The sequence below is a fragment of the Sinomicrobium weinanense genome (assembly GCF_018863395.1).
Classification (GTDB): Bacteria; Bacteroidota; Bacteroidia; order Flavobacteriales; family Flavobacteriaceae; genus Sinomicrobium; species Sinomicrobium weinanense.
Genome location: NZ_JAHKRR010000008.1, coordinates 142562 through 168345 on the forward strand (window position 1 = coordinate 142562; position 25784 = coordinate 168345).

The 25784-nt window shown below is 45.1% G+C and carries 20 protein-coding genes; 2 read left to right on the top strand and 18 right to left on the bottom strand.

What is annotated here, in order from left to right; all coding sequences use genetic code 11:
- Positions 1-32: 32 nt before the first annotated feature.
- The 13 genes from KN811_RS18105 to KN811_RS18165 all read right to left on the bottom strand — a co-directional run bounded on the left by KN811_RS18105 (position 33) and on the right by KN811_RS18165 (position 14808).
- Complete coding sequence (locus tag KN811_RS18105) at positions 33-440, bottom strand: hypothetical protein (RefSeq protein WP_187967389.1); 408 nt, start codon at positions 438-440, stop codon at positions 33-35.
- 74 nt (positions 441-514) lie between these two features.
- A complete protein-coding gene (locus KN811_RS18110; RefSeq protein WP_187967390.1) occupies positions 515-1132 on the bottom strand; it encodes a hypothetical protein in 618 nt (205 codons plus the stop codon).
- Between the two features lie 90 nt (positions 1133-1222).
- Positions 1223-2041 (bottom strand): zinc-ribbon domain-containing protein, encoded by an 819-nt coding sequence (locus tag KN811_RS18115; RefSeq protein ID WP_187967391.1) that lies wholly within the window; start codon positions 2039-2041, stop codon positions 1223-1225.
- 81 nt (positions 2042-2122) lie between these two features.
- Positions 2123-3001 carry a hypothetical protein gene (locus tag KN811_RS18120; RefSeq protein ID WP_187967392.1) on the bottom strand — a complete coding sequence of 293 codons (879 nt, stop codon included), beginning with the start codon at positions 2999-3001 and terminating at the stop codon, positions 2123-2125.
- Positions 3002-3019: 18 nt separating this feature from the next.
- A complete protein-coding gene (locus tag KN811_RS18125; RefSeq protein ID WP_187967393.1) occupies positions 3020-3892 on the bottom strand; it encodes a hypothetical protein in 873 nt (290 codons plus the stop codon).
- 8 nt (positions 3893-3900) lie between these two features.
- On the bottom strand, positions 3901-4791 hold the full coding sequence (locus KN811_RS18130) for a hypothetical protein (RefSeq protein ID WP_187967394.1): 891 nt from the start codon (positions 4789-4791) through the stop codon (positions 3901-3903).
- Between the two features lie 34 nt (positions 4792-4825).
- Positions 4826-5230 carry a hypothetical protein gene (locus KN811_RS18135; RefSeq protein WP_187967395.1) on the bottom strand — a complete coding sequence of 135 codons (405 nt, stop codon included), beginning with the start codon at positions 5228-5230 and terminating at the stop codon, positions 4826-4828.
- Between the two features lie 152 nt (positions 5231-5382).
- On the bottom strand, positions 5383-5709 hold the full coding sequence (locus KN811_RS18140; RefSeq protein ID WP_187967396.1) for a DUF4870 domain-containing protein: 327 nt from the start codon (positions 5707-5709) through the stop codon (positions 5383-5385).
- Positions 5710-6135: 426 nt separating this feature from the next.
- On the bottom strand, positions 6136-7566 hold the full coding sequence (locus KN811_RS18145; RefSeq protein ID WP_187967397.1) for a Gfo/Idh/MocA family protein: 1431 nt from the start codon (positions 7564-7566) through the stop codon (positions 6136-6138).
- A gap of 17 nt (positions 7567-7583) precedes the next feature.
- Positions 7584-8402, bottom strand: a complete 819-nt coding sequence (locus KN811_RS18150) for a 3-keto-disaccharide hydrolase (RefSeq protein WP_247716552.1) — start codon at positions 8400-8402, stop codon at positions 7584-7586.
- Between the two features lie 391 nt (positions 8403-8793).
- Complete coding sequence (locus KN811_RS18155) at positions 8794-10245, bottom strand: sodium:solute symporter (RefSeq protein ID WP_247716553.1); 1452 nt, start codon at positions 10243-10245, stop codon at positions 8794-8796.
- 220 nt (positions 10246-10465) lie between these two features.
- Positions 10466-11743, bottom strand: coding sequence for a RagB/SusD family nutrient uptake outer membrane protein (locus tag KN811_RS18160; protein ID WP_187967398.1), 1278 nt, complete (start codon positions 11741-11743; stop codon positions 10466-10468).
- 11 nt (positions 11744-11754) lie between these two features.
- Complete coding sequence (locus KN811_RS18165) at positions 11755-14808, bottom strand: SusC/RagA family TonB-linked outer membrane protein (RefSeq protein WP_216334936.1); 3054 nt, start codon at positions 14806-14808, stop codon at positions 11755-11757.
- Between the two features lie 419 nt (positions 14809-15227).
- On the opposite strand from KN811_RS18165, the gene KN811_RS18170 reads away from it, so the two are divergent.
- Entirely contained in the window at positions 15228-15974 is a 747-nt protein-coding gene (locus KN811_RS18170; protein ID WP_187967489.1) for a DeoR/GlpR family DNA-binding transcription regulator, read from the top strand.
- A 7-nt stretch (positions 15975-15981) separates the two neighbouring features.
- The gene (locus KN811_RS18175) at positions 15982-16809 is read left to right on the top strand and encodes an N-acetylmuramic acid 6-phosphate etherase (protein ID WP_187967490.1); all 828 of its coding nucleotides are present in this window, start codon (positions 15982-15984) and stop codon (positions 16807-16809) included.
- Between the two features lie 90 nt (positions 16810-16899).
- On the opposite strand, the gene KN811_RS18180 is transcribed toward KN811_RS18175, so the two are convergent.
- The 5 genes from KN811_RS18180 to KN811_RS18200 form a co-directional block, all read right to left on the bottom strand.
- The gene (locus KN811_RS18180) at positions 16900-19128 is read right to left on the bottom strand and encodes an alpha-L-fucosidase (protein ID WP_247716554.1); all 2229 of its coding nucleotides are present in this window, start codon (positions 19126-19128) and stop codon (positions 16900-16902) included.
- Positions 19129-19442: 314 nt separating this feature from the next.
- A complete protein-coding gene (locus tag KN811_RS18185) occupies positions 19443-20237 on the bottom strand; it encodes a glycoside hydrolase family 16 protein (protein WP_187967491.1) in 795 nt (264 codons plus the stop codon).
- Positions 20238-20285: 48 nt separating this feature from the next.
- Positions 20286-22121 carry a DUF4091 domain-containing protein gene (locus KN811_RS18190; RefSeq protein WP_216334937.1) on the bottom strand — a complete coding sequence of 612 codons (1836 nt, stop codon included), beginning with the start codon at positions 22119-22121 and terminating at the stop codon, positions 20286-20288.
- Positions 22122-22477: 356 nt separating this feature from the next.
- Positions 22478-23572, bottom strand: coding sequence for a DUF6688 domain-containing protein (locus KN811_RS18195; protein WP_345725306.1), 1095 nt, complete (start codon positions 23570-23572; stop codon positions 22478-22480).
- 63 nt (positions 23573-23635) lie between these two features.
- A complete protein-coding gene (locus KN811_RS18200) occupies positions 23636-25447 on the bottom strand; it encodes a GNAT family N-acyltransferase (protein ID WP_187967492.1) in 1812 nt (603 codons plus the stop codon).
- Positions 25448-25784 lie beyond the last annotated feature (337 nt).

Here is a 25784-nt window from a genome sequence, read left to right on the forward strand (position 1 = left end):
GATAAGGTTTATTATTCAGGCAGCCGGTATACCTATTTCCTGCTTTCGAAAACAGGGTTATCCTTTGTCCACACGGTTTCGTATTCCAGTGGCGTAGTCGGCGCAGGGAAAACTTCCCCGGTGATCCGGATGGTCTTATTACCGTCATCCCCGGTAACTTCATATACTTTGGAAACCTTGATATGGCTGCCTTTGGGAATATCCTCCACTCTTTCCCCACCGGGGGCAGACGGGTCGGAACTGAGAAAATAATCGGTTTGTACACCATTGCCATCCGTATATTTGTAGTAGTACAGCGGCTGGTTGGTAAAGAAAATGTTATTGGCCAGTTCCACATACTCGGGTTCCCCGGATACATCTTTTGCATTGCTGTTGCCACAGGAAACAAGAATCGTCCCGCAGAAGGCCAGGATCGCGATAATTTTCAAACTTTTTTTCATGATTTCTTTTTTTATAGGGTTCATAAAAAACTGATTTACGGAAAACACTGCATTGAATCGTGTTTACATTGTTCTTACTCATTTTGAAGTATAAAATCCTTATCTACATAAAACCTTCTGCAATCGTCCCGTTTAACGGGTGGTAAGGTTATCCTGTATTTTTCATTGGGGGTTTGCACGAGCAGGGTTGCCGTATTCACCGTGTACTCACGATCGCCGGTATAGGTGTATTCCGGGGTATAGCGAAAGACCTTCCCTTTTCCTCTTGCCAACCTCACCGCATTCCCTCCGGGAAAATAAGGGTGAATGCTTAAGGCAATGTGGTCCTGTTCCGTATTGTTCTTCACCTTTACATAAGCATATTGCTCAAGTTCGGCCCGTTTGCCCAGGAGAACCCGGCAAACGGGGTAATTCAGCAGCAACAGAACCAGAATAACAGCCGATTTTCCCAGGCCTCTTTTCCCTTTTTTAACTAAAAATACAACCAGCAGGAGCAGCCCTATCAGCAGGATCCCGAGAGCGATCAATGCCCAATCGTATCCCATACGTTCCAGTTTATAAAGATCCAGGGCATAAAACTCCCGGGCTCCCCACCAGATCAGAAAAATAAGGCCCCCTACGCTCATCGGCAGGTAGCCGCAAGCCAGGGCGATCTTAAATAGCAACTGTTTTTTTATAATTGCAGCCCGCATAAAGCGTATATTGATATTTTTCTCATAAATCACACAGGAATCAAGTAGTTTATTAGCAGGAAAATCTACTGAACACAATATCGTCTTCTGCTATTGTTTTTGAACGGAATCCTGTTTTATGACGGGTTTAGCCCCGTAAAACGGCAGGAGGAGGCTGGTCTCGGCAAACCTGCCGTCCAGGCTTTCGCCACCAGGCGTTTTTACCAGTACCATATTCCATTTACCATCTACGCCGATATAGACCTGGTGGCCTCCTGTCGCCGGAGAGCTGTCCAGGCAATCTTCAACAGCAAAGACGATCTCCTTTCTCGACCCCGCTTTGGTTTTCTTCAGATCGTTTACTTTCAAAAGCACGAGGAGCCTGTTCCCCTTTGATCGCGAATAGTATCTTATTTTATCTGTGTCTATACCATCTATACTGTGATCTATACAATTTTTCAGGTGAAACGATACGGGGTCCGTTATACTGTCGGGCTGTGCCGTTGTTTTTTCAATGTCGTCCTGCAGGCGCAGCTTTCGTCCATCTATCACTTCGTCGACATCATTATTGCTCCAGAAAACGGCACTTCCGATGGAAATCACAACAATGACCAGTCCTATTGCTGCCATGACCAGGCAGCCGAAACCATGCCAGAGTGGCCTTTTGGGCGGATCGAGCCTGTTGCTTTTCAACAGGGCCTGTTTCAGGTCCGGCGGAAGTTCGTGTTCGGCATAGGTCCGTTTACAGTGACTGCACTCCAGGATGGTGGTTTTGTACAAGGGGAACAGCGGGATCCAGAACAGGTGGAAATACCTGCCGAAAGTGGTGGCCACAAAGCTGTCCTTACTTTGGCAATAAGGACATTCCGTAGGGCTTCCTATGGGCCTGGCCTTGATCTTTGACGCTCTTGTTCCGAAAAATAGAAGCATGGTTTTCTTTTTAAAATATTGGAGCTCCCGGTATCTCAGTATCTGCACTATTTGGTGTGATGGACAAAAAACGGGACTCGTTTAAGGTAAAGGAATGTTTTCCAGTTGAAATTTTATTTCTTTTATGGCTTCCTTACTTTCTACAATGACCTCCAGTTTGCAACCGGGGCTTAGTTTTTCCTTTAACCAGATTTCCCGGATACCGTGAGTTCCTCCGCTATATCCACTATTTATTTTCTTATCGCTTTTGTTGTAGATATTGATCCCGGAGATTTTCTTCCCTTTATCCTGAATAAAGCAGTAAAGTGTATCTTTTTTCCCTGATGAGCTATCATTGTACCTGTTTTCAAGTCGATAGAAAAGGCTCTCCGCAATGTCCTTCACAGCCTCCAGAGTACTCCCCAGGCCGCCTTTTTTATGCAATTTATCCAGTTGGGCGTTGTATGCGGTTTCGTTATTCTTTTTGGTATGGATTAGCGAATCTTCATCAATTACCGTGAGCTTTAGATCCGGATCAGTTTCGCCGATCAGGTTTTCGTCGATCCGTTTTGTGAAGTCCCGAATAATGATCCTGCCCTTGTTCTCTTCTGTGGGGGTGAAATATTGAAAAGTCCCTTTTATTTCCTTTATGGCCTCTGCCTGCCGGGCCGGGGCTTTAAACGTAATATCGATTTGATCGTATGAATCGAAATAAGAGCCGTAAAACAGACTTTTTAGTTGTTTTAATGAATTTCCGTTATTATCAACAGCTTTGGCCTTCTTTAGCCGGATCAGATGATCTCTGTCCAGTTCCAGGCTATCTATGACGGTTCTTATGTTGACGTAACTTGTCTTATTATCAATAAATCTTTTTTCACTGACCTCCTTAACTGTTAGGTTTATATCCTGGGCAAAACCCGTATTTACAACGGACAACAGGGCCGCTAAAAGGACCAGCCTGTTTTTTTGTTTGTTTTTCATTCCTGTTTGTATTTCCGGTTAAGGCAGATAAATATTTTTTAAACTAAACTTCAGCTCTTCAATGGCGCCGGCATGTTCCACGATAATTTCCATCCTGCAGCCCGGAGTCACTTTCTCTGACAACCGAAGTTCATATCTGATATCATTTCTCGAATACCCGTGATTGATCATATTTCCTTCTTCATTATAAACATTAATGGCATGAATATATTTGCCTCCCTGCTCCCGGATGTAGAAATACAGTAAATGAATGCCACTCTTCCGGTATTCTCCTTCCCAGCCTGTCGTCGAATTGAAAAAGTCACTAAAAAGGTCGAGCAGTTCTTCTTCAGAACCGCTGATGTCGTTCTCTTTTTTCAATTTCTTAAGCCAGGCCTTATAGGCTTGTTCATCCTTTTCTTTCAGATCGAGAAAAGCGTCTTTTTCAATTAAGGTCAGGGCGAGTTCCGGGTGGGCATCGCTCAATAGATTTTTGTTCTGATGCCGTAGAAAATCCTCCCGGACGATGCTGCCCCCGTTTTCTTCTGTGGGGGTGAAATATTCGATAAGGCCTTCTACTGTTTCGATCCTGGTGGCCTGCCGGACCGGGGCTTCAAGCCTGATAGTGAGATTTTTGCTACTTCCAAATTTGCTATCAAAAAAGCTGCGCTCAAGCTGTTGTAATGAATTTCCCCGGTCGTCCTTCGCCTCGGTAATTTCTTTAATTCTTACCTGATGGTCAGTATCTAATTCAATGCCGTTTACCATGGTGGTCAACTCAACAAAATCTTCTACATTATCAACTGTGGTTCTTGCTTCCTCAATATTGTTTAAAAAAAGATGGAGGTCCTGGGAAAAAGCAACCCGGCTGCTCAGGCCAATAAGTAATGCTGCTATTATTTTCAATTTCATATGTTGTTTTATTTGATTTCCAACGCTGCGGCAACCACAATTTTTTTCTTCGAATGCCGGTCTTTTAATGTTGCTGTCAGCTTACAGGGATTATTGACCTTTCCTTTCTGAAACGTGATTTTTGCAGAGGCTTGTTTTTTAAAATCCGCCGCATTGATCCCGGTCGTTTCATAAGCGCTAAACACATTGGGGTTGGAAAGCATTATGTTTCCTGCACTGTCCACAAGGTCAATGGAAAAAACAGGGTATATTTTCCCTTCGGTTTCTTCCAGGCCGGTAATCCCTTCCAGGATCAACCTAAGGGTATGGTCAAAATCTATCGTTTTGTCAAGGACCGGTTGACCGAGGCTTTCGTTCCACAGGTAAATGTTTTGATAGGTTATGTCCGATCTTTCAATATCGAGCAATTCGCTTTTCTTTATCGTAAAAGGCAGTTCATAGCTGAAATTACCTTTGCCTTTTCCGTCCCATATATGGATATATAACTTATACTTTTCATTATTCCCATGGGGCAAAGCGGCCGTAAAATTGGCTTGTAATTGCAGTGGTGACAGATCTGTACCTTCCTTTATATCACCGAGCAGGTTTGCATATGAAAGTACGGTGTCTTTCTCGTTTTTTACGATATCCAGTGACAGGAAGGGATAGGTTTTACCATCTATCTTTGTAAAACCGGTGAGGTCATTGAACACCAGGTTTACCTTTTCGCCGAATACAAAGGTGTTTCTATGGTCTTTTGTGCCGTTTACTTCCATTGTAATACTTTCACAGGCAATGCCATCGCCTTTTGAAAGGGCCCCGGTTTTTAAATCTTTATGAACAGACTGGTTGAACTCGCAGGCCGTAAAAACCTTTGAAACTGCTATAAGCCCTAAAGCAGTGAATATAATTCGTTTCATTTTCAATCGATTAAATATAAACTGATTTTAATTGTCAGACCCCCGAGCCACCGTAAAATGATTTCAACGCTATATTGAATTCCTTTTTGAATTCCCTGTACGGAAAATTATATTTTTGCGCTATGCCCCTGATCTGCTTTCTGACCGCACCCTGGCGTTTGAGCACCACAATGGCAATAACCAACAGGCCGAGCACAATACTGCCAAGTATAAAGACCATTGTATTCTGTATGTTGTTGTGTTCGGATATCGTATATCTCTTTCCGGCAATAAAAAAATTGTACCCGCCAATGATAGCGATCATCAAAAGACCGGATATTCTTATCCAGCGATAACACTTTACAAGTTGTTCATAATCTTTAAAAACAGCCTGGATCTCTGCTTCTTTGATGTTCGGTAAAAATTTTGTGTTGGTATGTTGCTGCTGATGTTTGTCCATTATAAAATTCTATATAGATCCTTTGAGTATTGTGGTTACGGGCCTGGCTCGCGATCACTACCGCAAACAAACAGGGCTAGGCTTCGTACTACCGCTAAAAGGGGGAACAGCTTATAGCTTTTATAAAGCCGGTGTTTTTCAATATCCCGCGATTAAAAATTGAACTTCCCTTCAAAAAACTTTCCGATCAGCGGCACCGGTTTCATCGCTTCATTATTCGCGGCGATAATGCCAAAAATGAGCAGGACAAGGGGCAAAAGGCCTACCAAAGAGAGAATACTTCCCAAAGCGGGGACCACCCTGGCAAGTATATTAATGACGATGCTCAGGATAACGGCAAAAATAAAAACCCCAAGCCCCTGGCCGAGGTGATAGGAGGCCAGTGCGCTCTTTTGTTCACTTCCCTTGTGTTGCAGATAAGCGATGATCCATCCGATAATGGTAATATACGATACGATTGAAATGGTTTTAGCATTCATATTTTTCTGAGTTTATGATTAATAATTTCGATTAAACTTCAGGAACAAATGTAGGATGCTGAAAGATCAGAAACAATTTTCAGCCGCATACACAGCGACTACAAACCCTCGTAAAAGCGTCTACAAAGTGTCTACGAAGTCTGCACCCCTAGTGGAATTGCTGTAATCGTTATGCTTTTGTTGAATAGGTCTATATGAGATGGAAGTCGTGTAGGGCCGTTTCAGAAACAGGATGGGAGTACTGTGACGCAAATGTGGTGTAAAGAGATCAGAAGCCCGATTGTAGTTTTTCGGACCTGTTTTCCGGGCGATAGGGTGATAATTCATATAAAAAAAGAGACGGTCTCAAAAGTTCTGAAAACCATCAGGTTCACATAAATTTTCCTTTTGAGACCGTCTCTTCGTTTTCCGGCTGTAACATTCTTATCAGAATGCCCTGTATTCGCCGGCCAGGTATTTATTGGCCTTTTCCTCTTTGAACTTAGCAGTTTCGGCATCCCAGTGCAGGGTTTCGCCGGGGAAGCGTCCTGCAATGGTCCCCAGAAGGATCGTCTCTGTCAACCGTGCGCCATATTCAAAAGGTGCTGAACATTCTGTTTTTCCCAGGCAGGCATCGACAAACTGGTGGTAGTGTTTGGGCCCTTCGGTCTCGTAATTGCGAATGGGTTCGCCCAGGTTGTGCTCCTTGGTCAGCCTGGCAATTTCCCTGGAAATATCAACATACTTTCCCCTTACAATTTTTCGGGGCAATTGCATAAAGTGAGGCAGCAATAAACGCCCTTTTTCGCCTACGAACATAGCTCCCTGTTCGGGCAACTCATTTTCGTCTGCTACTTTGGCATCAAGCGATATTTTGTCTTTAAGCCCGGCTTCCTTATCCTGTTTCTTTTTGCCCTTTTTGGTATCCATTCCCGGTAGCACAAGGTCTTCGTGTGTTGCCGGGGCACCTTCGCCATCATACCATATCCATTTTAAGGATTTTCCGGTGTATTTGGTACCTGGAAACTCATAGGTTACCGTATTGTGTTCCGGGTAGCCAAACCCGTTGGAAGGCCTGCACTCCGTCATTATGGTCCTTGGTACATCCAGTTGCAGGGCATTATAGGGGGTATCGAAAATATGTACGCCCATATCGCCCAGGGTACCGCAGCCAAAGTCCATGAGTTTTCTCCAGTTTCCGGGATGGTATACCTCTTCTTTATACGGCCTCTCGGGTGAGGTCCCCAACCATAAGTTCCAGTCCAGTTGTGGGGGAACAGGGTCTTCACCCTCCGGAGCAGCGCCATCGTAGCCCCAGTTTTTCGGAGACCAGGCGTGTACGGTATGTACTTTTCCAATAATACCAGATTGGATCAAAAGCGTGGCCAGTTTGTAATCGTAAAAAGAATGCACCTGAATACCCATCTGGGTCACCAATCCCTTTTCGGCAGCCAGTTTTTTCATAGCCCGTGATTCCGATACGTAATGGGTCAGCGGTTTTTGGCAATAAACAGGTTTGTTCTTCTGCATGGCCAGCATGGAAGCCGGAGCATGGGTGTGATCTGGTGTGGATACGATGACGGCATCAATTTCGTCTCCCATTTCCTCCAGCATTACCCGGTAATCAAAAAACACACGGGCCTTAGGGTGAAGTTTACGTGCTTTGGACAAATTAACGGCATCTACATCACATAGAGCTACTACATCAACGGCTGCATGGGATGAAATGGCCTTCAGGTCTTCACCTCCCATGTTTCCCACGCCGATATGGGCGGTTCGTAAACGTTTCCCGGCCATGGAAGCCTCCAACAAAGAGGGAGCTATCATGATCCCCAGGGCACCTATACTACTCTTCTTTAAGAATTCGCGTTTGTTCATGTTTTGGTATTGGTAAATTATAATTTTTTGATCTTAATGTTCCGGAACCAGATCGGACTGGCATGGTCTTGCAGGGCAATATACCCGGTTTTGAATTTCCCGTAATCGGGGCTGTTCTTCCACTTGTCAGAGTTTTTCTTTTCATGCCACGCTTCATCCCAGGGAACAAAGGATAATACCATTTTCCCGTTCAACCAGTGCTCTACCCGTTCCGGGGTAAAAACAATTTTGGAACTGTTCCATTCCCCCACGGGATGCAATATCTTGTCGGCAGCCGGGGGATGCATGGCATAATCAGCACCGGTCTGTTGCAAAGGTTTCAGCTCTTCCGGATTTTCAGTATACCCCAAACTGGTGTTGTATGCGGTAAGGTCGTGGATACTGGCGTAGTTTTCATCGTCAATGAGCTGATATTCCGGTGACACCACAGGTGGTCCGTCATATCCTTCCTTAACATGATAAAAAATACCACTGTTTCCCCCTTCGGGAAGTTTCCATTCCAGGTAGAGTTCAAAATTGTCGAACTCTTCGGCGCCGTAGAGGATATCTTTTCCTCCCTCGTAATCCTGTTCCAGCCCAAGTTCGGTGTCGAAGGTCAGGACACTGTCTTTTATGGTCCATCCCGGTGGCAGGGAGTCCATGCCATATCCGCGCCAGCCTTCGGTACTGGTACCATCAAAAAGATAGATCCACCCGGAATCCTTTTGTTTTTTTTCCTGAGTTACTTTTTCCTCACTTACCTTCTCTTGAGATTTCCCGGTATCCGTTTTACAGGAAAAGGCCAGCATGGCAAGTACCGGCAGTACAAACTGCCGTATCCGATGTTTAGGTTTCATGTTCATTGTTAATAGATATTAGATTTAAGTTCTGTATTTCTTTTGAGTTTTACCGATCTCCTTTACATCCTGCCAGCCCATCTCCAGGTCATATCTCCATAAAAAACCCTGTTACTTTTTCCCTGAATATCGGGAAACCATGCGAAGCAAGATATGGGGTCGTGCACAAGATACATAAAAAATGGTTTCCGCCCTCCAATTTGTCAAAAGGTGTCAGCGATTATTACATTTTACCCGAAAAAAATAAATTATCACCATTAATACAAATTTTTTATCTGTTTGACTGTTTTTTTCCTACGAACGCCTTTATTTCGGTATGTTTTTTACATTTCCGGTGCTGGCTGTTAGGATAAAGGCCTTACTCTGTACGGAAATTGAAAGCAGCTCCATATTATCGTGTTCTTATAAGGATTAACCCTGTTACCGTAAGTAACCCGTTCACGGCGATACTTACAAATCCGAAATCGAAATGAAACACTTTCTCAAAATACCAGCTCATAAAGTACGTAAGTGATGGAGCCAGTATGCAAACTACCGGGACCCAGCGGTCTTTTATTTTATAGCTGGTAAACATTCCGAACAGGTATAGCCCCAATAACGGGCCATAGGTGTACCCGGCAATCTTAAATATGAGAGAAATAACATCGCCCTTGCTTTGTGAGAAAGACATAATAATACTAAACACAACCACAGAAAAACCGAATAACGACCAGTTCTTTATTTTTTTAATGGTGTTTCCGGATTTATGGGAGATGTCTAAAAAGTCATAGGTAAATGATGTGGTCAATGCTGTTAAGGCCGAATCGACACTGGAGAATGAGGCGGCAATGATACCGAGTAAAAAACTGATCCCCGTAATGGTCCCGAGATAGTTAAGCGCCAGATCGGGAAAAAGGGTGTCGGTATTGAGAAAGGTTCCCTGTTGATCCATAGCGAGAGCGATGTGTTGATCGTCGGCATAAATATAAAGCAATACGCCCAGGCCCATAAACAGGAATTGGGTGATGGCCAGAACAATACTGTATACCAGGGTGTTTTTCTGGGCATCCCACAGGTTTTTACAGGTCAGGGTCTTTTGCATCATGTTCTGGTCCAGCCCTATCATGGCTACGGCTATTAGAAAACCGGCTATAAATTGTTTGAAAAAATTATTCCCGGATCTTCCGTCCCCGTTAAATATATCGAAATACGGATGGTCCGTTATGGCTTTTACGGTAGTGTCAAAAGAAAGGTTTAAGGATGATGTAATACCATAAATGGTAATGACCGCGCCCAGGATCAGGAAGAAGGTTTGCATGGTGTCTGTCCACACAATGGTTTTAATGCCCGATTTATTGGTGTATAGCCATACAAAGAGAAGAATGACGATCACAGTGAGGTAAAAGGGGATATTCAGCTTATCAAAAAAAGCAAACTGTAAAATTTTAGTGGCCAGTAACAACCGCAAAGCAGCACCGAAAGACTGGGAGACCAGGAAGATCAGGGAGCCGGCTTTGTACGAGCTGTTGCCGAACCTGTCTTTTAAATATCCGTAGATGGAAACCAGCCTCAATTTGTAGTAGAGCGGAATGAGAACGAATGTTATAAACAGGTATCCCACCACATTGCCCAGCACAAACTGAAAGAAATAAAAATTGTTATTGCCCACCATTCCGGGCAAAGAGACAAAGGTCACACCGGACAGGGCACTCCCTACCATACCAAAAGCCACTAAAAACCAGGGAGATTTCCGGTCTCCCGTAAAATAGGTTTCGTCACTGTTCTTTCTCGAGGTTAAATAAGAGATCAACATCACCATTCCGAAGTAAAGGGCTATGGCTGATAGTACCAGGTAGATATTCAAAATAAAAAGGTTATGAGGTTGTAAATATCAAAATATTCTTTCCTTTTTTGGTTGATGGGAGAAATGCCAGATTATGATCTAACTAAAAAATGACCCGCAGATATCGCAGATAGGCGCAGACTTTTAGGTCTTCTACAAAAATCTGTGATATCTGCGGGAAAAACCCAGGGGAATTCCAGGTCAGTTTTAATACCCTCTTTTTTACCAACTAATCATCACATTAATGCTCCGGATTCGGAGGGGTTTCGGTATTATTGTCCCTTTCCGAGTTCGGGTACGGGTAAAAATCCCGGTTCCGTTCTTCGGCCGGCCTGTTAAACCTCCTTGAGTCTTCCAGAGCGAAACCAGTCAGATATAACTCAATACGCCTGTTTTTATAGATCTCTTCCAGAACAGCTTCTTTGGTCATCTCCCCGGAGTATGCCGGCAAGCCGGCACCAATGCCGTAAACATCTTCTGCCGGGGTTTTGGTCAGTACTTTGTTGAGTTCGGTTACGGCTTCCGGTAACATATCGCCCCGGGCGTATGCTTCGGCTTTGATCAATAGCATTTCACCGGGCAGGTAAACGGGTATTTCGTCTGTATTGTTCAGAAAGAATCCTTTTGCAAAATAGTCGGGTTCTTCACCGCCGACATAAAAACCGATACGCTGGTCGTTTTCGTCCGGGGCAAGGTTTGCGGGGAGGCCAAACATTTTATCTTTTGCCTGGTGCACATTGTTCGACGAAAACCAAAAAGCCAGCGGGTTGGGATATGCTTCCTCGTATATCCAGGTAGAGGTTTTGTCCAAAGCAGCGTTATTGGCTGCGGCTATGGCTTCGGTATAGTTACCGTTCATAAGCTGAAACCTGGCCTGTATGGCATATACGGAATTTTCCAGGTCGACCGAATTGATCATTTCCGAGGTGACCGCGTCCGAAAGCCCGTTGTTTATATATTCCAATGCGGTGTCCAGGTCTGAAAGAGCACTGTTCAGGACTTCCGTTCTGTCATTGAACGAAGCATTTTTTTCTATGGATAACGGGATACTTTCAAAATACTGTATCAGGGTACCATGGGCCAGGGCCTTGTAAAACAGTGCATATGCCTTTAAGGTATTGGCAATGGCTGTATCATCTGTGGCATTATCGGCATTATCGATAATGGTGGTCGCTTCTTTTCGGACCAGCATCAGCTGCCCCCACATGTTGCTCAACACTTCGTTATCGCCGGAAACTGTGGTGCCGCCGATAAGCAGATCGTTCTCTCCCAGGTTCCCCGGGTTTAACAGGCGTAATTCTCCTGTATTCAGACCGGAGGCGGTCACGGTGGTGTATATGGCGCCGGGGCGGTCTGTGCTCCAACGCTGTTGTATTCCGTTGATCAGCAGAATTTGCTCGTCTACACTCGATTCAAGCGTTGGATCGAGTACAGAATAGGGATCGAGATATTCCTTGTCGCACGAAGACGTAAAGAATAAAATGCCTAGCGGAAGTATTAAATATCTGAATAGTTTCATCTGTTCTTTTTTTAAAAGTTAGCACTGACGGAAAGCGAAAAGGTCCGGGGGATCGGAGCATTACCGAAATTCACGGAACGCAGCAGGTTCGATTGTCCGCCTGCATTGGTCTCCGGGTCATAACTAAAAAAGTTATCGATCGAAAACAGGTTACGTCCTTCGAGGGACAGCCTGAAGTTTTCTATCCCGTTAGCGATCTTTCCGAAATCGTAGGTAAAAGATATTTCCCTCAGTTTAACAAAAGATCCGTCTTCGATCCTGAACTCTTCAACCGGATAGATAGCTGCGATATATCCTCTGGGAAGTTCTCCCGTAAGTTCCTGTTCGGCCATTTTTCCAATACCGACACCCTGGCGGGTCCTTTTATCGGCATCAAACACATCGAAGCCCTGTACGGCTTCCCAAAGCATGGAAAATGACAGTTTTTTATAGCGTAAACTGGTCCCTATTCCCAGGATATAGTCTGCATTCGGGTCCCCGATGACCTTCTTGAGCTGGTCTCCCATGGGCTGTCCGTCCGCATCGCGCTGCGGTTGTCCGGTGGCCAGGTCGCCTCTTTCTTCCTGGGGAAGGCCTTCTGAAGTAAGCAACAGGCTTCCGTCTCCGTTCCGGGCATAATAGGTGCCGTAGAAAACGCCCAGAGGTTCCCCCTCCCGCACCTGGGGAAGTGCCCCGCTGACGGAGGCAATGGAAATGGGGCCGCCACTGGTATTGGTCACCTCGTTTTTATTGGTACTGAAGTTAAAGCTCAGGTCCCACTCCCAGTTGTCGTTTTTTACCGGAGTTACATTCAGGTATGCCTCCCATCCCCTGTTTTTCATATTTCCTACGTTCTCTGTCCGGGACAACCCTCCTTCCGACGGGGATAAAACGCGGTTTACGATCAGGTCGGAGATGTTCTGTTTGTAGTAGGTCAATAAAAACGAGACCCTGTTTTGAAGCATACTTACATCGGTACCTATTTCAAATTCTTTGGTCCTTTCGGGTTTCAGGCCCAGGTTTCCCAGGCGCGAGTCCTGCGAAAGGGAGTGATCGGCCCCGAAGAAATCGTCTCTTGAATAACTGCCGAAACGTTCGTACGGGGATATGGCGGTAAGGTTCCCTGCTTCACCATAGGAGGACCGCAGGCGTACCGAATTAAAGATATCTTTTATGCCTCCTTTTTGCCAGAAAGGCTCCTGGGACAATAAATAAGACCCCGATACTTTGGGATAGAAATTAGTACGTTGATCGGGATCGAAATTGGTAGCACCGTCTATTCGCCCTGCAAGGGTTAAGAAATAACGGTCTTTATAGGATAATGACTGTTGTAAAAAGAAACCGAAAATATCGAGCCGGTCTTCAGAAACAGGGCTTCTCAGCGGAACGGTAGGATTCCTGTTCTCATCCAGATCGCGTCCCTGCGTGCCCTCGAGTGTAATTTTACTGGATTGAAAATTATACCCGATGGTGGTCTCTGAATTCAGGGACGATGACAGGTCAAAATCGAATTTTGCCGTAGCATCGTAATTCCAGTTAAAGATCTCAGCCTCGGTGTCGGCCAGGTACCCTTTGTCAAAATAGGACGGGTTTACATCGGGGTAGGGATATACCGGGATGTAAATATGCCCTTTTTGTGTATAGGTATCGGCACCGAATACCTGGTTAACGGTCAGGAAATCCAGGGGCTTCAGGGTGGCCTTAAAGTGGGGGATAAAACGGTTTATTTTCTGGTTGATATCGAATGTTTCTACAATGGACAAAGGATTGATCCGGGTGGGTTCGACCGCCATTAAATTGCCGTTTTCATCGCGTCTTGTGGCATCGTAGATATTATTGGAGATGTTTATGGAATTGATAGGGCTCCAGAAAACATTGCCGTCCGGTTTTTCGTCAGACTTGCTGTTGGCATAATACAGGCCGGCATCGTATGAAAGCCAGTCCGTTACCTTATGGTTAAGCCCTAAACGGACGGAGAATCTCTTAAAACTGGTATTTTTTATGATCCCCTCGTTCGTGGTATAACCAACAGATGCATTGTATCCTAAAACATCGGTACTGCCTTTCATGGAAAAATAATTATCAGTACCATATCCGGTTTGGAAAATCTCGTCCTGATAATCGTACCGGGTGACATCAAACTTGTTGGTTGAGAGGTTTTCAAACGGGGTGAGATTGCCGTTTTCATCCATTCCGAAAATAGGCCAGAGCCGTTCGCCCAGCCCGCTTTCGAACTGTTCCCCCCTTAAGTTGGTATATACATCTTTTCTCAGTTGATTTACATTGAATGACGACTTGAAAAAGAATTCCGGATCACCGGACCCGATACCTCCCTGTTTTGTATTGATAATAACCACCCCGTTGGATGCCCTTGAACCGTATATGGCGGCAGCGGCAGAACCATTCAGGATGTTGATGCTTTCAATATCGTTCGGGTTGATGTCTGCCATCCTGTTCTGCCCGGGCTGGGCGTCCCCGGCCTCAACATTCAGGTTGGTTACATTGGTGGTGAGGTTACTCGTAATAACCCCGTCAATGACATATAAAGGTTCTGAAGAACCGCTGATGGTACTCGGTCCCCTCAGGCGTATGGAAAAACCTCCCGCAGGGTCGCCCGAGTTCTGGGTGATCTGGGCACCGGGTATTTTTCCCTGTATAGCCGCCGTAACGCTCGGTGTCGGGGTCTTTACGATATCCTGCGCTTTTAGGGTGGTAATGGCATTCCCTATTTTTTTCCTCGACTGGGTAACGCTCGACCCCAACAGAACCACTTCCTCTAAAGCATTGGTGTCGCTTTTTAATGCGACAGTTATCGTTGTTTGCCCTTCCTGAAGTGTGATCTCCCGGGTGATATACCCGATATAGCTTATGACCAGTGTTTTTGAAGCATCGCCAGCGACCGTGATGCTGAACTGACCATTAAAGTCCGTTACGCTTCCTGTGGTAGTGCCTTTAACAAGGATGTTGGCGCCGGGTAGCGGCTGCCCGTCATCTTCGGAAGTTACAGTACCCTGTATAAGCTGTTCTGTTTGTTGTGCGTAGGTGGAGGATGAATAAACCAAAACGACCAGGGCTAAAAGAAGCATGCTGTTTATTGGTTTATCAGAAAAAAGACGGTTAGTTGTTTTCATATAAAAAATTAAAGGTTGTACAAAAAACTTGACCTCTGTCAATACCGTGCTGCCCTATGGAAAGCAAGCCCTGCTTTCCGTTCGAAGGGCAATACCCATAAGAAGTGCCATCCATTGGGATGGGTGCGATCGTTTAACTTTAAATCGATGTTTACTGTCTTTCATTGTTTGATAAATACAGTTAGTTTTTGCAAGTTGTTGCAAACAAAAATATAGAAAAATTCCAATTATTGCAGTTTTATGCAGTATTTTTTCCGGAAAAATGCTATTTTTAGAACGTAATACAATATTAAAACTGCAAAAAAATGCAGTTTAAAAGGTTTTATTATATTTGTCCGGACAATTACGCATATATTTAACCAAGAACAGAATCTATGCTAAAAGAAGAAAGGCATCAATTGATCTTAAATGAAGTGGAACTCCACAGTAAGGTGTTACTCATCGATCTGTCGGAAAAATTAAATGTCTCCATAGATACGGTAAGGCGTGATGTAAAAGAACTGGATAAAGGAAAAAAACTCAAGAAGGTACATGGCGGGGCCGTTTCTTTGGGTTTCAATAGTTACACACGTTTAAACACGAATATATATGCCCTGGACAAAAAGCATAAGATCGCTGAAAAAGCGGTGGCCTTATTGAAGAACGGAGATGCTATTCTTATTCACGGGGGTACGACCTGCCTGGAGTTTGCCCGGATGATCCCTTCAAAGCTCAATATCACCTATTTTACCTTAAGCCTGCCGGTAGCTATGGAATTATTAAGGAAAAACAATTCGAAAGTTATTCTTATCGGTGGATTATTGTCTCATGAGTCACAGATCACCATTGGGGCCAATGCTGTTCATGCCCTTTCCGAGATCAGGGTTGATTACGGTTTTATAGGCACCGGATATGCCGATGCCAAATTTGGCCTGACCGGGTCTGACTGGGAGAGTGAACAGGTAAAGAAAGCGGTTATCAAGGCTTCCAGGAAGGTGATCCTTCTCACGATTTCCGAAAAACTGAATTCACAGCACCGGTATAAAACCTGTGATCTGAATACGCTCGACACCATGATCACCGAGCTGGAACCCCATGACCCGGCCCTGATCGAATACAGAAATCAACTTAACCTTTTATAGTATTACAATGACATCGTACAGGAAAATTACCGAAGAAAGCTCGAATTACGACCATCTGGAAAAAATGGATACCCCGACCATTCTGAAAAATATCAATAAGGAGGACCGGAAGGTTCCGGAGATGGTCGCAGGGGCCATTCCTCAAATAGTCGATCTGGTGGATCAACTGGTTCCCCGTATAGAAAAGGGCGGACGGCTTTTTTACATAGGGGCCGGTACAAGCGGCCGTCTGGGCATTCTGGACGCATCCGAAATACCACCGACCTATGGTATGCCCTATGACAAGATCGTTGGCCTTATTGCAGGAGGGGAGAAAGCCATAAGAAAGGCCGTTGAATTTGCGGAAGACGATGTAACCCAGGCCTGGAAGGACCTGATGGCCTATGAGATCTCGGAGAACGATTGTGTGCTGGGTATTGCTTCTTCCGGAACAACACCCTATGTGATCGGCGGAGTGCGCGAAGCAAGGTCCCGGGGAGTACTGACCGCCTGCATTACCAACAATCCCGGCTCTCCCCTCTCCCGGGAAGTCGATATCCCGATAGAAGTGAATGTGGGACCGGAATTTGTTACCGGAAGTACGCGGATGAAAAGCGGCACCTCTCAAAAACTGATACTGAATATGATCTCCACCACCCTGATGATCAGGATCGGCAGGGTGCAGGGCAATAAGATGATAAACATGCAGTTGAGCAACACCAAACTTGTGGACAGGGGAACCCGTTTTCTGGTAGATGAATTACAGATCAACTACAAGGAAGCCGAACAACTGCTACGAAAATACGGGTCGGTAAAAAAAGCCATCGATGGTTACTTATCTGATAAACGGAAATAATGGATCTGTACAGTTGAAAAAGATTGATAGGAGATTGATCTTAACTACTTCAATCTTTTTCAATCTTCTATCAATCTTTTACCCGATCGCCTATTCCTCATAAAAATCCAGTTCGCCAATGGCAAGGGTATTGTCACTTCCTGCACTTTCCGTTCCGGTTATCCGTACATATCTGGCCGGGGCGGGGCTATTGAAAAAGTATTTACGCGTTGTAGGGTCGTTTATCAAATTTCCGAATTCAAAATCTCCTGCATTTTTCCAGTTTTTACCATCGGTGCTCACTTCTATCGTTCCCCGGGCCATCATTCCCCTGTCATTTTGTTTTTGAGGGGTATAGGCAAAGGCATTCAGATGATAGGCTTTCCCCAGATCAACAGCAATATAATGGTTTGAACCGGACGCTTCCGATTGCCACCATGTTTGTTTGTTTTCGTCAATGGCCATGCCTGCTTTATGTTCGCCGGATTCACTATCTGTCTCTATTATCCTCCAGTCACCCTTTGCGATGCCCAGGGTTTCCGAGGTAACGGAACCATGCTCGTTGTTGATCACGGCAACTGCTTTCACCTCTCCTTTGGAGAGTTCAAAAGGCCCTGAATATTTTTTGCTGTCAGCGGTCGGCTTGCTACCATCGGCCGTATAATAGATATTGATGCTTTTATAAAGGTTTTCGGCAAGGTTTTCCTGATGGGGCTTCCAGTTAAAATCGGCTTGCAGCGGCCGGATCGTCACCTTGCCGTCGCCGGTCCTGAAAACCTGTAATTGCGGCGGGCGGGTTTTGTAGTAATAGGCCCCGATGGTCGCAATTGAAGGGGTGAGCCTGCCTGCCTCTATACGCAACCTGAATTTTGATGCCGTTACTTCCGGAAAACGCAATATACGTTTGTAACCTATATTGGTAGCCGATGCAATTTCTTTCCAGCGGTTATTGATCCAGGCATCAACAGCATGCTTCTCCACGCGTTCACTGTGCGTATGGACCGATTCCTGGATCAACAGCCGATTCAGGGTCACAGGCGATGGCGTAGTGATCGTGATCTCCCTGTCTTTCCCGTCTAACAGCACAAAAGTATTCAGGTCATTGTCCAGGGCCTGCTCCGGTGCAGATGAATTTTCAAACAGATTGTTATTGTAGGTTTCCCCGATACGTTTGCCCACTTCGTTCAGTACCCGTACATCCTCAGGCGAAAACTTTCCTTCGCGATTCGGCGGAATATTTAAAAGAAATGTTGAATTTCCACCTACCGAACGTTCATAGATATCGAATACATCGTCCGTACTCCTCACTTTTTGCGTCGTATCGTCCCGGTAGAACCAGCCTTCCCTGATAGAGGTATTGGTTTCTGCCTGCTGATAGTGTAAAAATTTTGCGTCGTACAAACGATCCCGGCTTCCCATATCTTCTGCATACATATCCGGAAAATGATCGGTAGTGTCCGGGTTTTCCCGGTAGGGAATAACATTCCATTCGGATGTACGTGTGCTCCCCGATTCATTACCACACCAGCGAATGTCTTCCCGGCCAAAGATCACCGCTTCGGGTGCCAGGGTATGAATGAGTTTTTTCCAGGCTTTATAATTATATTTCTGTCCGCCTTTTCTCTTGGGGTGGGCCCCGTCAAACCAGACCTCGTGTATCGGTCCGTATTCTGTGAGCAACTCAAACAGCTGGTTTAAAAAATATTCATTATAATCATCTACCAGAAACTCAAATTTGGTCTTATTGGCAAAAGGCCTTCCGGGGACCTCCCGTGGAATCGTACGTTTGGTATATGTACTCAGGTTTCCGTATAACCCATCGGCATTTTCGATCTGGTACAGGTCTGCGGGAGAAAGATAGATGCCTAGCTTTAATCCGTACTTTTTACAGGAAGCAGAGAGTTCTTTTAATATATCTCCCCTGCCATTCTGAAATCCGGTAGACATAATGCCGTGTTTGGTATAACGACTTTGCCATAAAACAAAACCGTCATGGTGTTTTACCGTAAGTATAACCATTTTCATTCCGGCAGCCTTCATGGCTTTACACCATTGGTCGGTATGCAATTCCTTCAGGTCAAAGACCTTCGGGTCTTCCTTACCGTTTCCCCATTCCATCCGGGTAAAGGTGTTGGGGCCAAAATGGATAAATGCGATAAATTCATTCTTTAACGCACTTAATTGCCTGGCCGTTGGTATAACATGTGCCGCTTTTTCGACAATTAATTCCTTGCTGTCGCCGGGGTTAACGGCTATTGTATTCCGGTATTTTATATTTTGCTGAGCCATGCAGTTAAATACTGTACCTGCAAACGCTATCAACAATAATGGCTTGCGCATTATCATCTTCACTGGTTTTACTGTTTTAGTCTTTAAGTTAGATACTGTTCATACAAAAATCATAATCAACGAGTCAAGCCCTATACATGTTATATAAGGGAGGTGCATTTTAAAAAGTCCCTACTTTGTGCACCTTTCGACTTTAGTTTATCCTGAGCTTGCCGAAGGGCTCAAGGTATCGCTTTGTGAAAAACTCAGTGGCCTTTGTGGGTTCCATTGTCATGGGCTTTATTTTACCACAGACCCTCACAAAGAAGGCACAGGGTGACACAGAGATTTCTATATAGATGTTAAAAATATAACCCGATTAGTCTTTATTTAAAAGCATAAAACCTTACCCAGTCGATCTCCATTTCCACCGGCAGGTCCGCGGGGTCGACCTCACCGACCCATTCACCGCCCAGTTGCATATCCAGCAATAAATAGTGTTCTCCGTCGGCATAGGGGAACTGTTCTGCTTCATCGGTACTAATCCTCGGATAAGAAAATGTTCTTTTATCATTCACAAAAAACACCACACTGTCCCTGTATTTTTCAACAGCATAGGTATTGAATCCGTCAGGGTCTATCGGTGCAGTACCACCGTGTTTCGGGTTGTCTTTTATGTTCAGGTCAATGGTGTAGTGGGAATGTACGGTTTGATAAACAATACTGTCATAGTTAAGGTGTTCCATAATGTCTATTTCTCCGCCACCCGGGTATTTCCTGCCCTGCCCCAGTAACCAGAACGCCGGCCATGCACCGGTTGCACTATTGAGCTTGGCACGTATTTCCAGCCGGCCGAATCCGAAACTTACCTTGTCTTTTGTATATACACCTCCGGTAAGGTATTTTGAGGTGTCGCTCGAAACGGTTGCATTATTTATTCCCCTGAGGACAAGTTTGCCGTTACGCATGGCATAGCAACTGTCAAAATCGCTCATATGCCGGTTCCAGTCCGATTCTCCCCGGGGTATTTTTGACCATCGTGTGGTGTCGAAGGAATTCAACTGATCGAAATTCTCCTCCCAGACCGGTTTGGATCCCTGATGGTTATTTAATCCTGAACGGCATGCCAGTATTACGGCCAGGAACAGTATTGAAACCCCTGTTTTTTTCTGTAATGTCATTTTTAATTCAATGGTACGTTTACAAGCCCGGGATATTCTCCCCCTCATCTACCTGCTCAGTTCGTCCAATACCTGTTTGCCATGGTTCACCAATTCCGCACAGGGTATTTCCGGTGCTTCCTCGATATTAAACCGGGCTATTTCTTCTTCGAGTTTACGCAGCTTTTCCGTATCGGATGCTGCGGTGAACTTTTCGCGTAAGATGCGGATCTTTTCGGCATCCTGTATCCCTTCTTTTATACGTTCAAACCGGATTGAGCTCCTGCCGTCGGGATAGATGACATAGGTATCTCCGGCCGGCCATGTACGGAAACGGGAGTCCGTAAGCGGATTTTCTGTCCAGGAATTGTAAGACCAGTGCAGGTAGCCATCCAGTCCGGCGGCCATGGCATACCATCCCATGAATACAGCTTCTGACGGGTCTGAAAATGTAAAAATATTCGGAAACTTGTCAGAACAGCACACATAATAAGTGCTGATCAGCCCGTTTTCCTTTCTGAATTTCAGGTCTTTATCATCAAAAGACGCTCCATAGGCCACACAAATATCCTTAAGCATGGGATATTCCCGGTAGCTTTTGTGATTGTCTGCCAGTGCTACCCCCATCTCGGGTACCACGGTTTCCAGCAGTTGCAATGCCTCTTTCATTTCTTCCGGCGATCTTTCGTCCATGGCAATATTGGTAAAGGCCAGCCAGCCTTTTGCCTCCAGATGGTCACGGAATGACCTTAGGAATGGGGTCCAGAGTTCGGCAAACACTTCGGTGCCCGGTTTGGCACTTACATTGACCATTTCGCCCGAAACCCCGTCCATATAGTGAATTTCATGGTTCCACGGCAGCAATGAATAACAGTTGATCTGTTTGTCTACCCCGAGACCCATCATAAAATTGACCCAGCGGTCGAATATGGTATAGTCGTATTCCCATGTTCCGTCTGTTTTCTTTGTCCAGGTGATCATGTCTTCATAAGGATCGTACGTCTGGTTGTTCCACGGGTCCTTGTTTACGTTGGTAGTGATCACTTTTTGTCCGGCATCTGCCAGCATTTTCATAGGGGTTTTCATCAATTCCCAGTGTTCTTCGGACCAGACTTCCACATTATGGACACGTGCAATGGCAGACGGGTGTTGCCACATATCCAGGTGGAATGCCCAGTCTTTCGGTGCCGGCAGCGTTTGCGGTATGACCTCCAGGCTTATTTTTAATTCTCTAGCGGGTTCATTCCGTGCATACAGGTTTAACGTACTGGTATATACCCCGGGGGTGGCATCTGAAGGAATGTCAAAACTCAGCCACACGGGCTGTGTGGTGTTGGCCGCCATATCGAAACAATCCACATGATCTAATGCATCGGCAGACAATGACACCGGGAAATCTTCCGGTTTCCGGTGACCGCATCCCTCGGCAAAAATATCCGTCAGCACATAGCGCACAAACCTGGCCTGCCCTATGGAAGCATCCAAAGTGGAACCATCTGCCGATTTAAAGGGTGAAAATTCAAATTCGACCTGATCGACAGGCTGGTCCGACCACAATACCAGTTGTGCCGATACCCGCTCCCCGCGCCAGCCACTGCCATTCCAGTCTACGGATGGCTCAACATCGGGTATATCCGATTTGGCATAGCGTTTATCAGTGGTCCCGAATGAAAAGTTCAGGCCCTTTACGGCCGACCAGTCTGCATCTGAAACATTCGGGTCATCAGCTTCGGCATAGGTCTCACAGGATCTTTCCGGACGGGGTTGATTGCAGGCGGTTAGCAAAGCAAGCCCCAGAAGCAACAGTAGGTGGTAGTTTTTTCTTATCATAATGGTATTGGTATAAGTTTCCTTTAAATAAAAATCCTGATACCGCCAGGTTAACGACCTGAGCAGATCACTCATCAAGTGTTAACGAACACATTTTATATAACATTTATTCGTCCAAGGCAAAAAACGGTCAATAATAATGGCGATGAACACGCAACTAAATCATTATAAACCAGTCAAAAAATTAAAAATATTTCAACAGTTTGAATTGATCACTGCCAAATTGCATTAAATGAGGCATAAAGTTAAACAAAATTTCACGATAAAAAGCAAAATGAAAAAGAATACCAAAAACGGAATCATCCTTATCTTAGAAAACAAAGATCCGCTAGTGATACCGGTCCCTTTAAAAATACAGGGATCAACGGTAGGGTCCATTCATCTACCGTCCTTCGTAAAGAATTTCTTTAGAAGGCACCTTCGCTTTTAAGCTATGCCCTATATTGTTTCCGGATTTTCCGTTCGGGCTGCCGGCAAAAGAGATACAGGCAGGTAAGGAACAGCCATTCCAGGGGTTTCATCAGCACATAGGTCAGGTTTGCCCCCAAAGGCGAATTGATTTTTATGGAAAGGTTATATCCATACCGGTCATAATTCCGGCGGATGATGCGATGTACTGCCGGCGAAATATCACAAACCCACTCTTCGAAAGCATTGGCTATAAGCAATTGCCGGTTTACGATAATCGTATTCCCTCCTCTCCTGCCCAAACGTATCGGCTTAACCAGTTTTGGGCTCCCACAGGCGGCCACCGTGCACAGGTAATGTCCGCGATGGTCCAGGACCGGCGGATGCATTTTTTGAGAGAACTTCCACGTGGCAGTGTCTGTAAAGACCTTAACCAGGGCATCCGCATCCTGCCCGAAAAGTATCAGTAACAATGTGCAGATCAATAAAACCGGTAGCAGTAGCAACAGTACCCAGACAGGCCTATTGAGCTTTTCCGAAAGGTATTGATTGACCGTGTTCAAATAACGGTTGTTGTATGACCGCGGAACCGACCTTTTTATTTCGACAGTTACAAACCGATACAGCAAACAGCCTCCGGCAATCATGTTAAATACCGGAAGCGGGTACAAAAGAACGGAGTCGGCACCGGCATACATCCCCAGGCTTTCAATGTTGTGCCCCGATAACTGGACAAGAAGGACCAGGCTCAGCACTATACCGATAAACACAAATACGGCAGACAAAACCGCGGTTAAAGGCGGTAGTTTATTTCCCTTCCTCCATAAAAGAAAAACCGCAGCGTAAAAAAGCAAGGCATAAAACAACAAGGCAGGGTACTGCTCTTCTCCAAACGGGCTGTAACATGCACCACCTACGGGATCGATAGCTTCGTGATACGGATGGCTATGGGCAGACATGCCCACGGCAAATAAACACATCGTAAACACATAAATAACAATAAAACCGATTTCAGTCCATTTTGCGGACGGCCTGCATGCTTTTACCCCCGCAACAACTATTATAGCGGATGTAATAAGCAGCATTAAAATGAAGATCAGTATAGAAACGGGAGACACTGTTTATCGTTTTATTATACCGAAAACACAAAGTGATTACTTGTAATGATTATCGGGAAAGTATTATTTGCTGTCATTGTTATCCATAAACTTGCGTTCCAGTTCTTCCTGAAATTCTTCCATGACAGGCTTTACCGTGCTTTCGGGAAGGTCTGCTATGCGGATATACATTAATCCGTCTACGGAATTATTGAAAAGGGGGTCTACATTAAAGGCCACTACTTTAGCGTTTTGCTTGATGTACTTTTTTATGAGTACGGGCAAGCGCAGGTTCCCCGGTTCCACTTCGTCAATAATGCGATCGAACTTGTTCAGGTCGGCCTCGGTCTCGTCAAACACAAAATCCTTGTCGGCATCCTTCAGCTTCACCTTAAATTCCTTTTTGGGCTTGATATACTGCGCCACATACGGATCGTAGTAATTGGATTTCATAAACTCGATCATCAGTGACTTGGAAAAGTTGGAAAACTGGTTGCTGATGCTCACCCCTCCTATGAGGTATTTGTGCTCCGGGTATCTCAGGGTAGTATGCACTATGCCTTTCCACAGTAGGAAAAGCGGCATGGGTTTTTGCTGGTATTCCTTAATGATGAATGCCCGGCCCATTTCTATGGACTCGCTCATCATCTTATACAATTCCGGTTCAAAACGGAAAAGGTCCTGCAGGTAAAATCCGTCTATACCGTATTCGGCGAAAATCTCGGATCCCAGTCCCATCCGGTATGCTCCGACGATCTTTTTTTCTGCATTATCCCATAAAAACATATGGTGATAATAGGTATCAAAATAATCGAGGTCCACAGCCTGGTTTGTCCCTTCTCCAATTTCCCTGAAGGTAATTTCTCTGAGTCTTCCCATTTCCTGTAACACATGGGGTATTTTGCCCGATGAGGCCAGAAAGACTTCATAGTTCTTGCTTTTCAGCAATCTGCTGTCATCTTCCCTGAGTTGATCGATCTCCTTTTCCATGAGTTCTGCCGCCACAGGGGTAATGATCTTTTTAGGGACTTTCGGAAGTCTTAATGATGAAGGGACTTTGCGCAGCAGGCTTTCTTTCTGATACGGATTGGCCAGCATATAGGTTTTTTTGCGCAAAAATTCCGTAAATGTATCGAGGGTATCAAATTCCCGTTGTGTATCTACAGAGATAGGCCTTCCTATCCGCACCCGGATCACCCTGTTCTTTTGTGTAAGCAACTCAGAAGGTAGCTTAGCCGTGCGCAGTGTATCGCTTATTTTGGCCAGCCTGTAGAAGAAACGACTGTTCTTGGCATGAAAATAAACGGGGACCACCGGCACTTCCGCCTTTTTTATCAGCTTCATCGCTGCTTCCTCCCAGGGCTTGTCCACAATTAATTTTCCATCCCTGTAAGTAGATACTTCGCCAGCCGGGAATATGCCCAGGGGATGGCCTTCTTTTAAATGCCGAATGGATTGCTTAAACCCGGCCACGCTCGATTTAACATCCTTGCGTTCTTCAAACGGGTTTACCGGCATGATATATGGCCCTAAGGGTTCGATGCGATGCAGCAGAAAATTAGCTATGATCTTATAGTCGGGACGTTCTCCCAGAAGCAATTTCAGTAGCAGTATACCATCTATTCCCCCCAAAGGATGATTGGAAATCGTTATATAACTCCCTTCTTTGGGAAGCCTTTTCATGTCTTCTTCGGGAATTTCGAAACGGATCTGGAACTCGTCGAGGATCGCATCCAGAAATTCTATATTATTCAGGTGTTTATTCCTGTTGTAGATTTTGTTTAGTGTAGATATTTTAAGCAATTTCATGAGAATCCAACCTATAAAGGTTCCGAATATTCCGTATTTATCCACATGAATTGCCTTTGCAACTTCTTTTGCAGTGACTAAGCCCATTGATTGATTATTAAGCGAACTACAAATTTACACAAAATAGTTTCACCGTTTATTGCTTAAATATAAATCGCTGCTTAATCTTTCGCAGGATCGGGTTTAAGAGTTGTAGAGATCGTGGTGGTGGGGAGGTTCCAGGTTTCAGGTTGCAGGTTGCAAGTTACAGGTTGCAGGTTTGGTATATTGCTGAGCAAACCTGCAACCTGTAACCTGTAACACTACTTCCTTCACTTTCGGGCATAAAAAAACCCCTCACATCACTGTGAAGGGTTTAAAGAAGGCGGCGACATACTCTCCCGCTTTCGCAGTACCATCTGCGCACATGGGCTTAACTTCTCTG

What these genes read in the sequence shown, in the direction of transcription:
- KN811_RS18130 (WP_187967394.1), bottom strand. Translation starts at nt 4,791, where the DNA reads ATGAAACGAATTATATTCACTGCTTTAGGGCTTATAGCAGTTTCAAAG.
- KN811_RS18190 (WP_216334937.1), bottom strand. Translation starts at nt 22,121, where the DNA reads ATGAGTGATCTGCTCAGGTCGTTAACCTGGCGGTATCAGGATTTTTAT.
- KN811_RS18160 (WP_187967398.1), bottom strand. Translation starts at nt 11,743, where the DNA reads ATGAAACTATTCAGATATTTAATACTTCCGCTAGGCATTTTATTCTTT.
- KN811_RS18120 (WP_187967392.1), bottom strand. Translation starts at nt 3,001, where the DNA reads ATGAAAAACAAACAAAAAAACAGGCTGGTCCTTTTAGCGGCCCTGTTG.
- KN811_RS18185 (WP_187967491.1), bottom strand. Translation starts at nt 20,237, where the DNA reads ATGACATTACAGAAAAAAACAGGGGTTTCAATACTGTTCCTGGCCGTA.
- KN811_RS18145 (WP_187967397.1), bottom strand. Translation starts at nt 7,566, where the DNA reads ATGAACAAACGCGAATTCTTAAAGAAGAGTAGTATAGGTGCCCTGGGG.
- KN811_RS18125 (WP_187967393.1), bottom strand. Translation starts at nt 3,892, where the DNA reads ATGAAATTGAAAATAATAGCAGCATTACTTATTGGCCTGAGCAGCCGG.
- KN811_RS18200 (WP_187967492.1), bottom strand. Translation starts at nt 25,447, where the DNA reads ATGGGCTTAGTCACTGCAAAAGAAGTTGCAAAGGCAATTCATGTGGAT.
- KN811_RS18140 (WP_187967396.1), bottom strand. Translation starts at nt 5,709, where the DNA reads ATGAATGCTAAAACCATTTCAATCGTATCGTATATTACCATTATCGGA.
- KN811_RS18170 (WP_187967489.1), top strand. Translation starts at nt 15,228, where the DNA reads ATGCTAAAAGAAGAAAGGCATCAATTGATCTTAAATGAAGTGGAACTC.
- KN811_RS18105 (WP_187967389.1), bottom strand. Translation starts at nt 440, where the DNA reads ATGAAAAAAAGTTTGAAAATTATCGCGATCCTGGCCTTCTGCGGGACG.
- KN811_RS18115 (WP_187967391.1), bottom strand. Translation starts at nt 2,041, where the DNA reads ATGCTTCTATTTTTCGGAACAAGAGCGTCAAAGATCAAGGCCAGGCCC.
- KN811_RS18175 (WP_187967490.1), top strand. Translation starts at nt 15,982, where the DNA reads ATGACATCGTACAGGAAAATTACCGAAGAAAGCTCGAATTACGACCAT.
- KN811_RS18135 (WP_187967395.1), bottom strand. Translation starts at nt 5,230, where the DNA reads ATGGACAAACATCAGCAGCAACATACCAACACAAAATTTTTACCGAAC.
- KN811_RS18110 (WP_187967390.1), bottom strand. Translation starts at nt 1,132, where the DNA reads ATGCGGGCTGCAATTATAAAAAAACAGTTGCTATTTAAGATCGCCCTG.
- KN811_RS18165 (WP_216334936.1), bottom strand. Translation starts at nt 14,808, where the DNA reads ATGCTTCTTTTAGCCCTGGTCGTTTTGGTTTATTCATCCTCCACCTAC.
- KN811_RS18180 (WP_247716554.1), bottom strand. Translation starts at nt 19,128, where the DNA reads ATGCGCAAGCCATTATTGTTGATAGCGTTTGCAGGTACAGTATTTAAC.
- KN811_RS18150 (WP_247716552.1), bottom strand. Translation starts at nt 8,402, where the DNA reads ATGAAACCTAAACATCGGATACGGCAGTTTGTACTGCCGGTACTTGCC.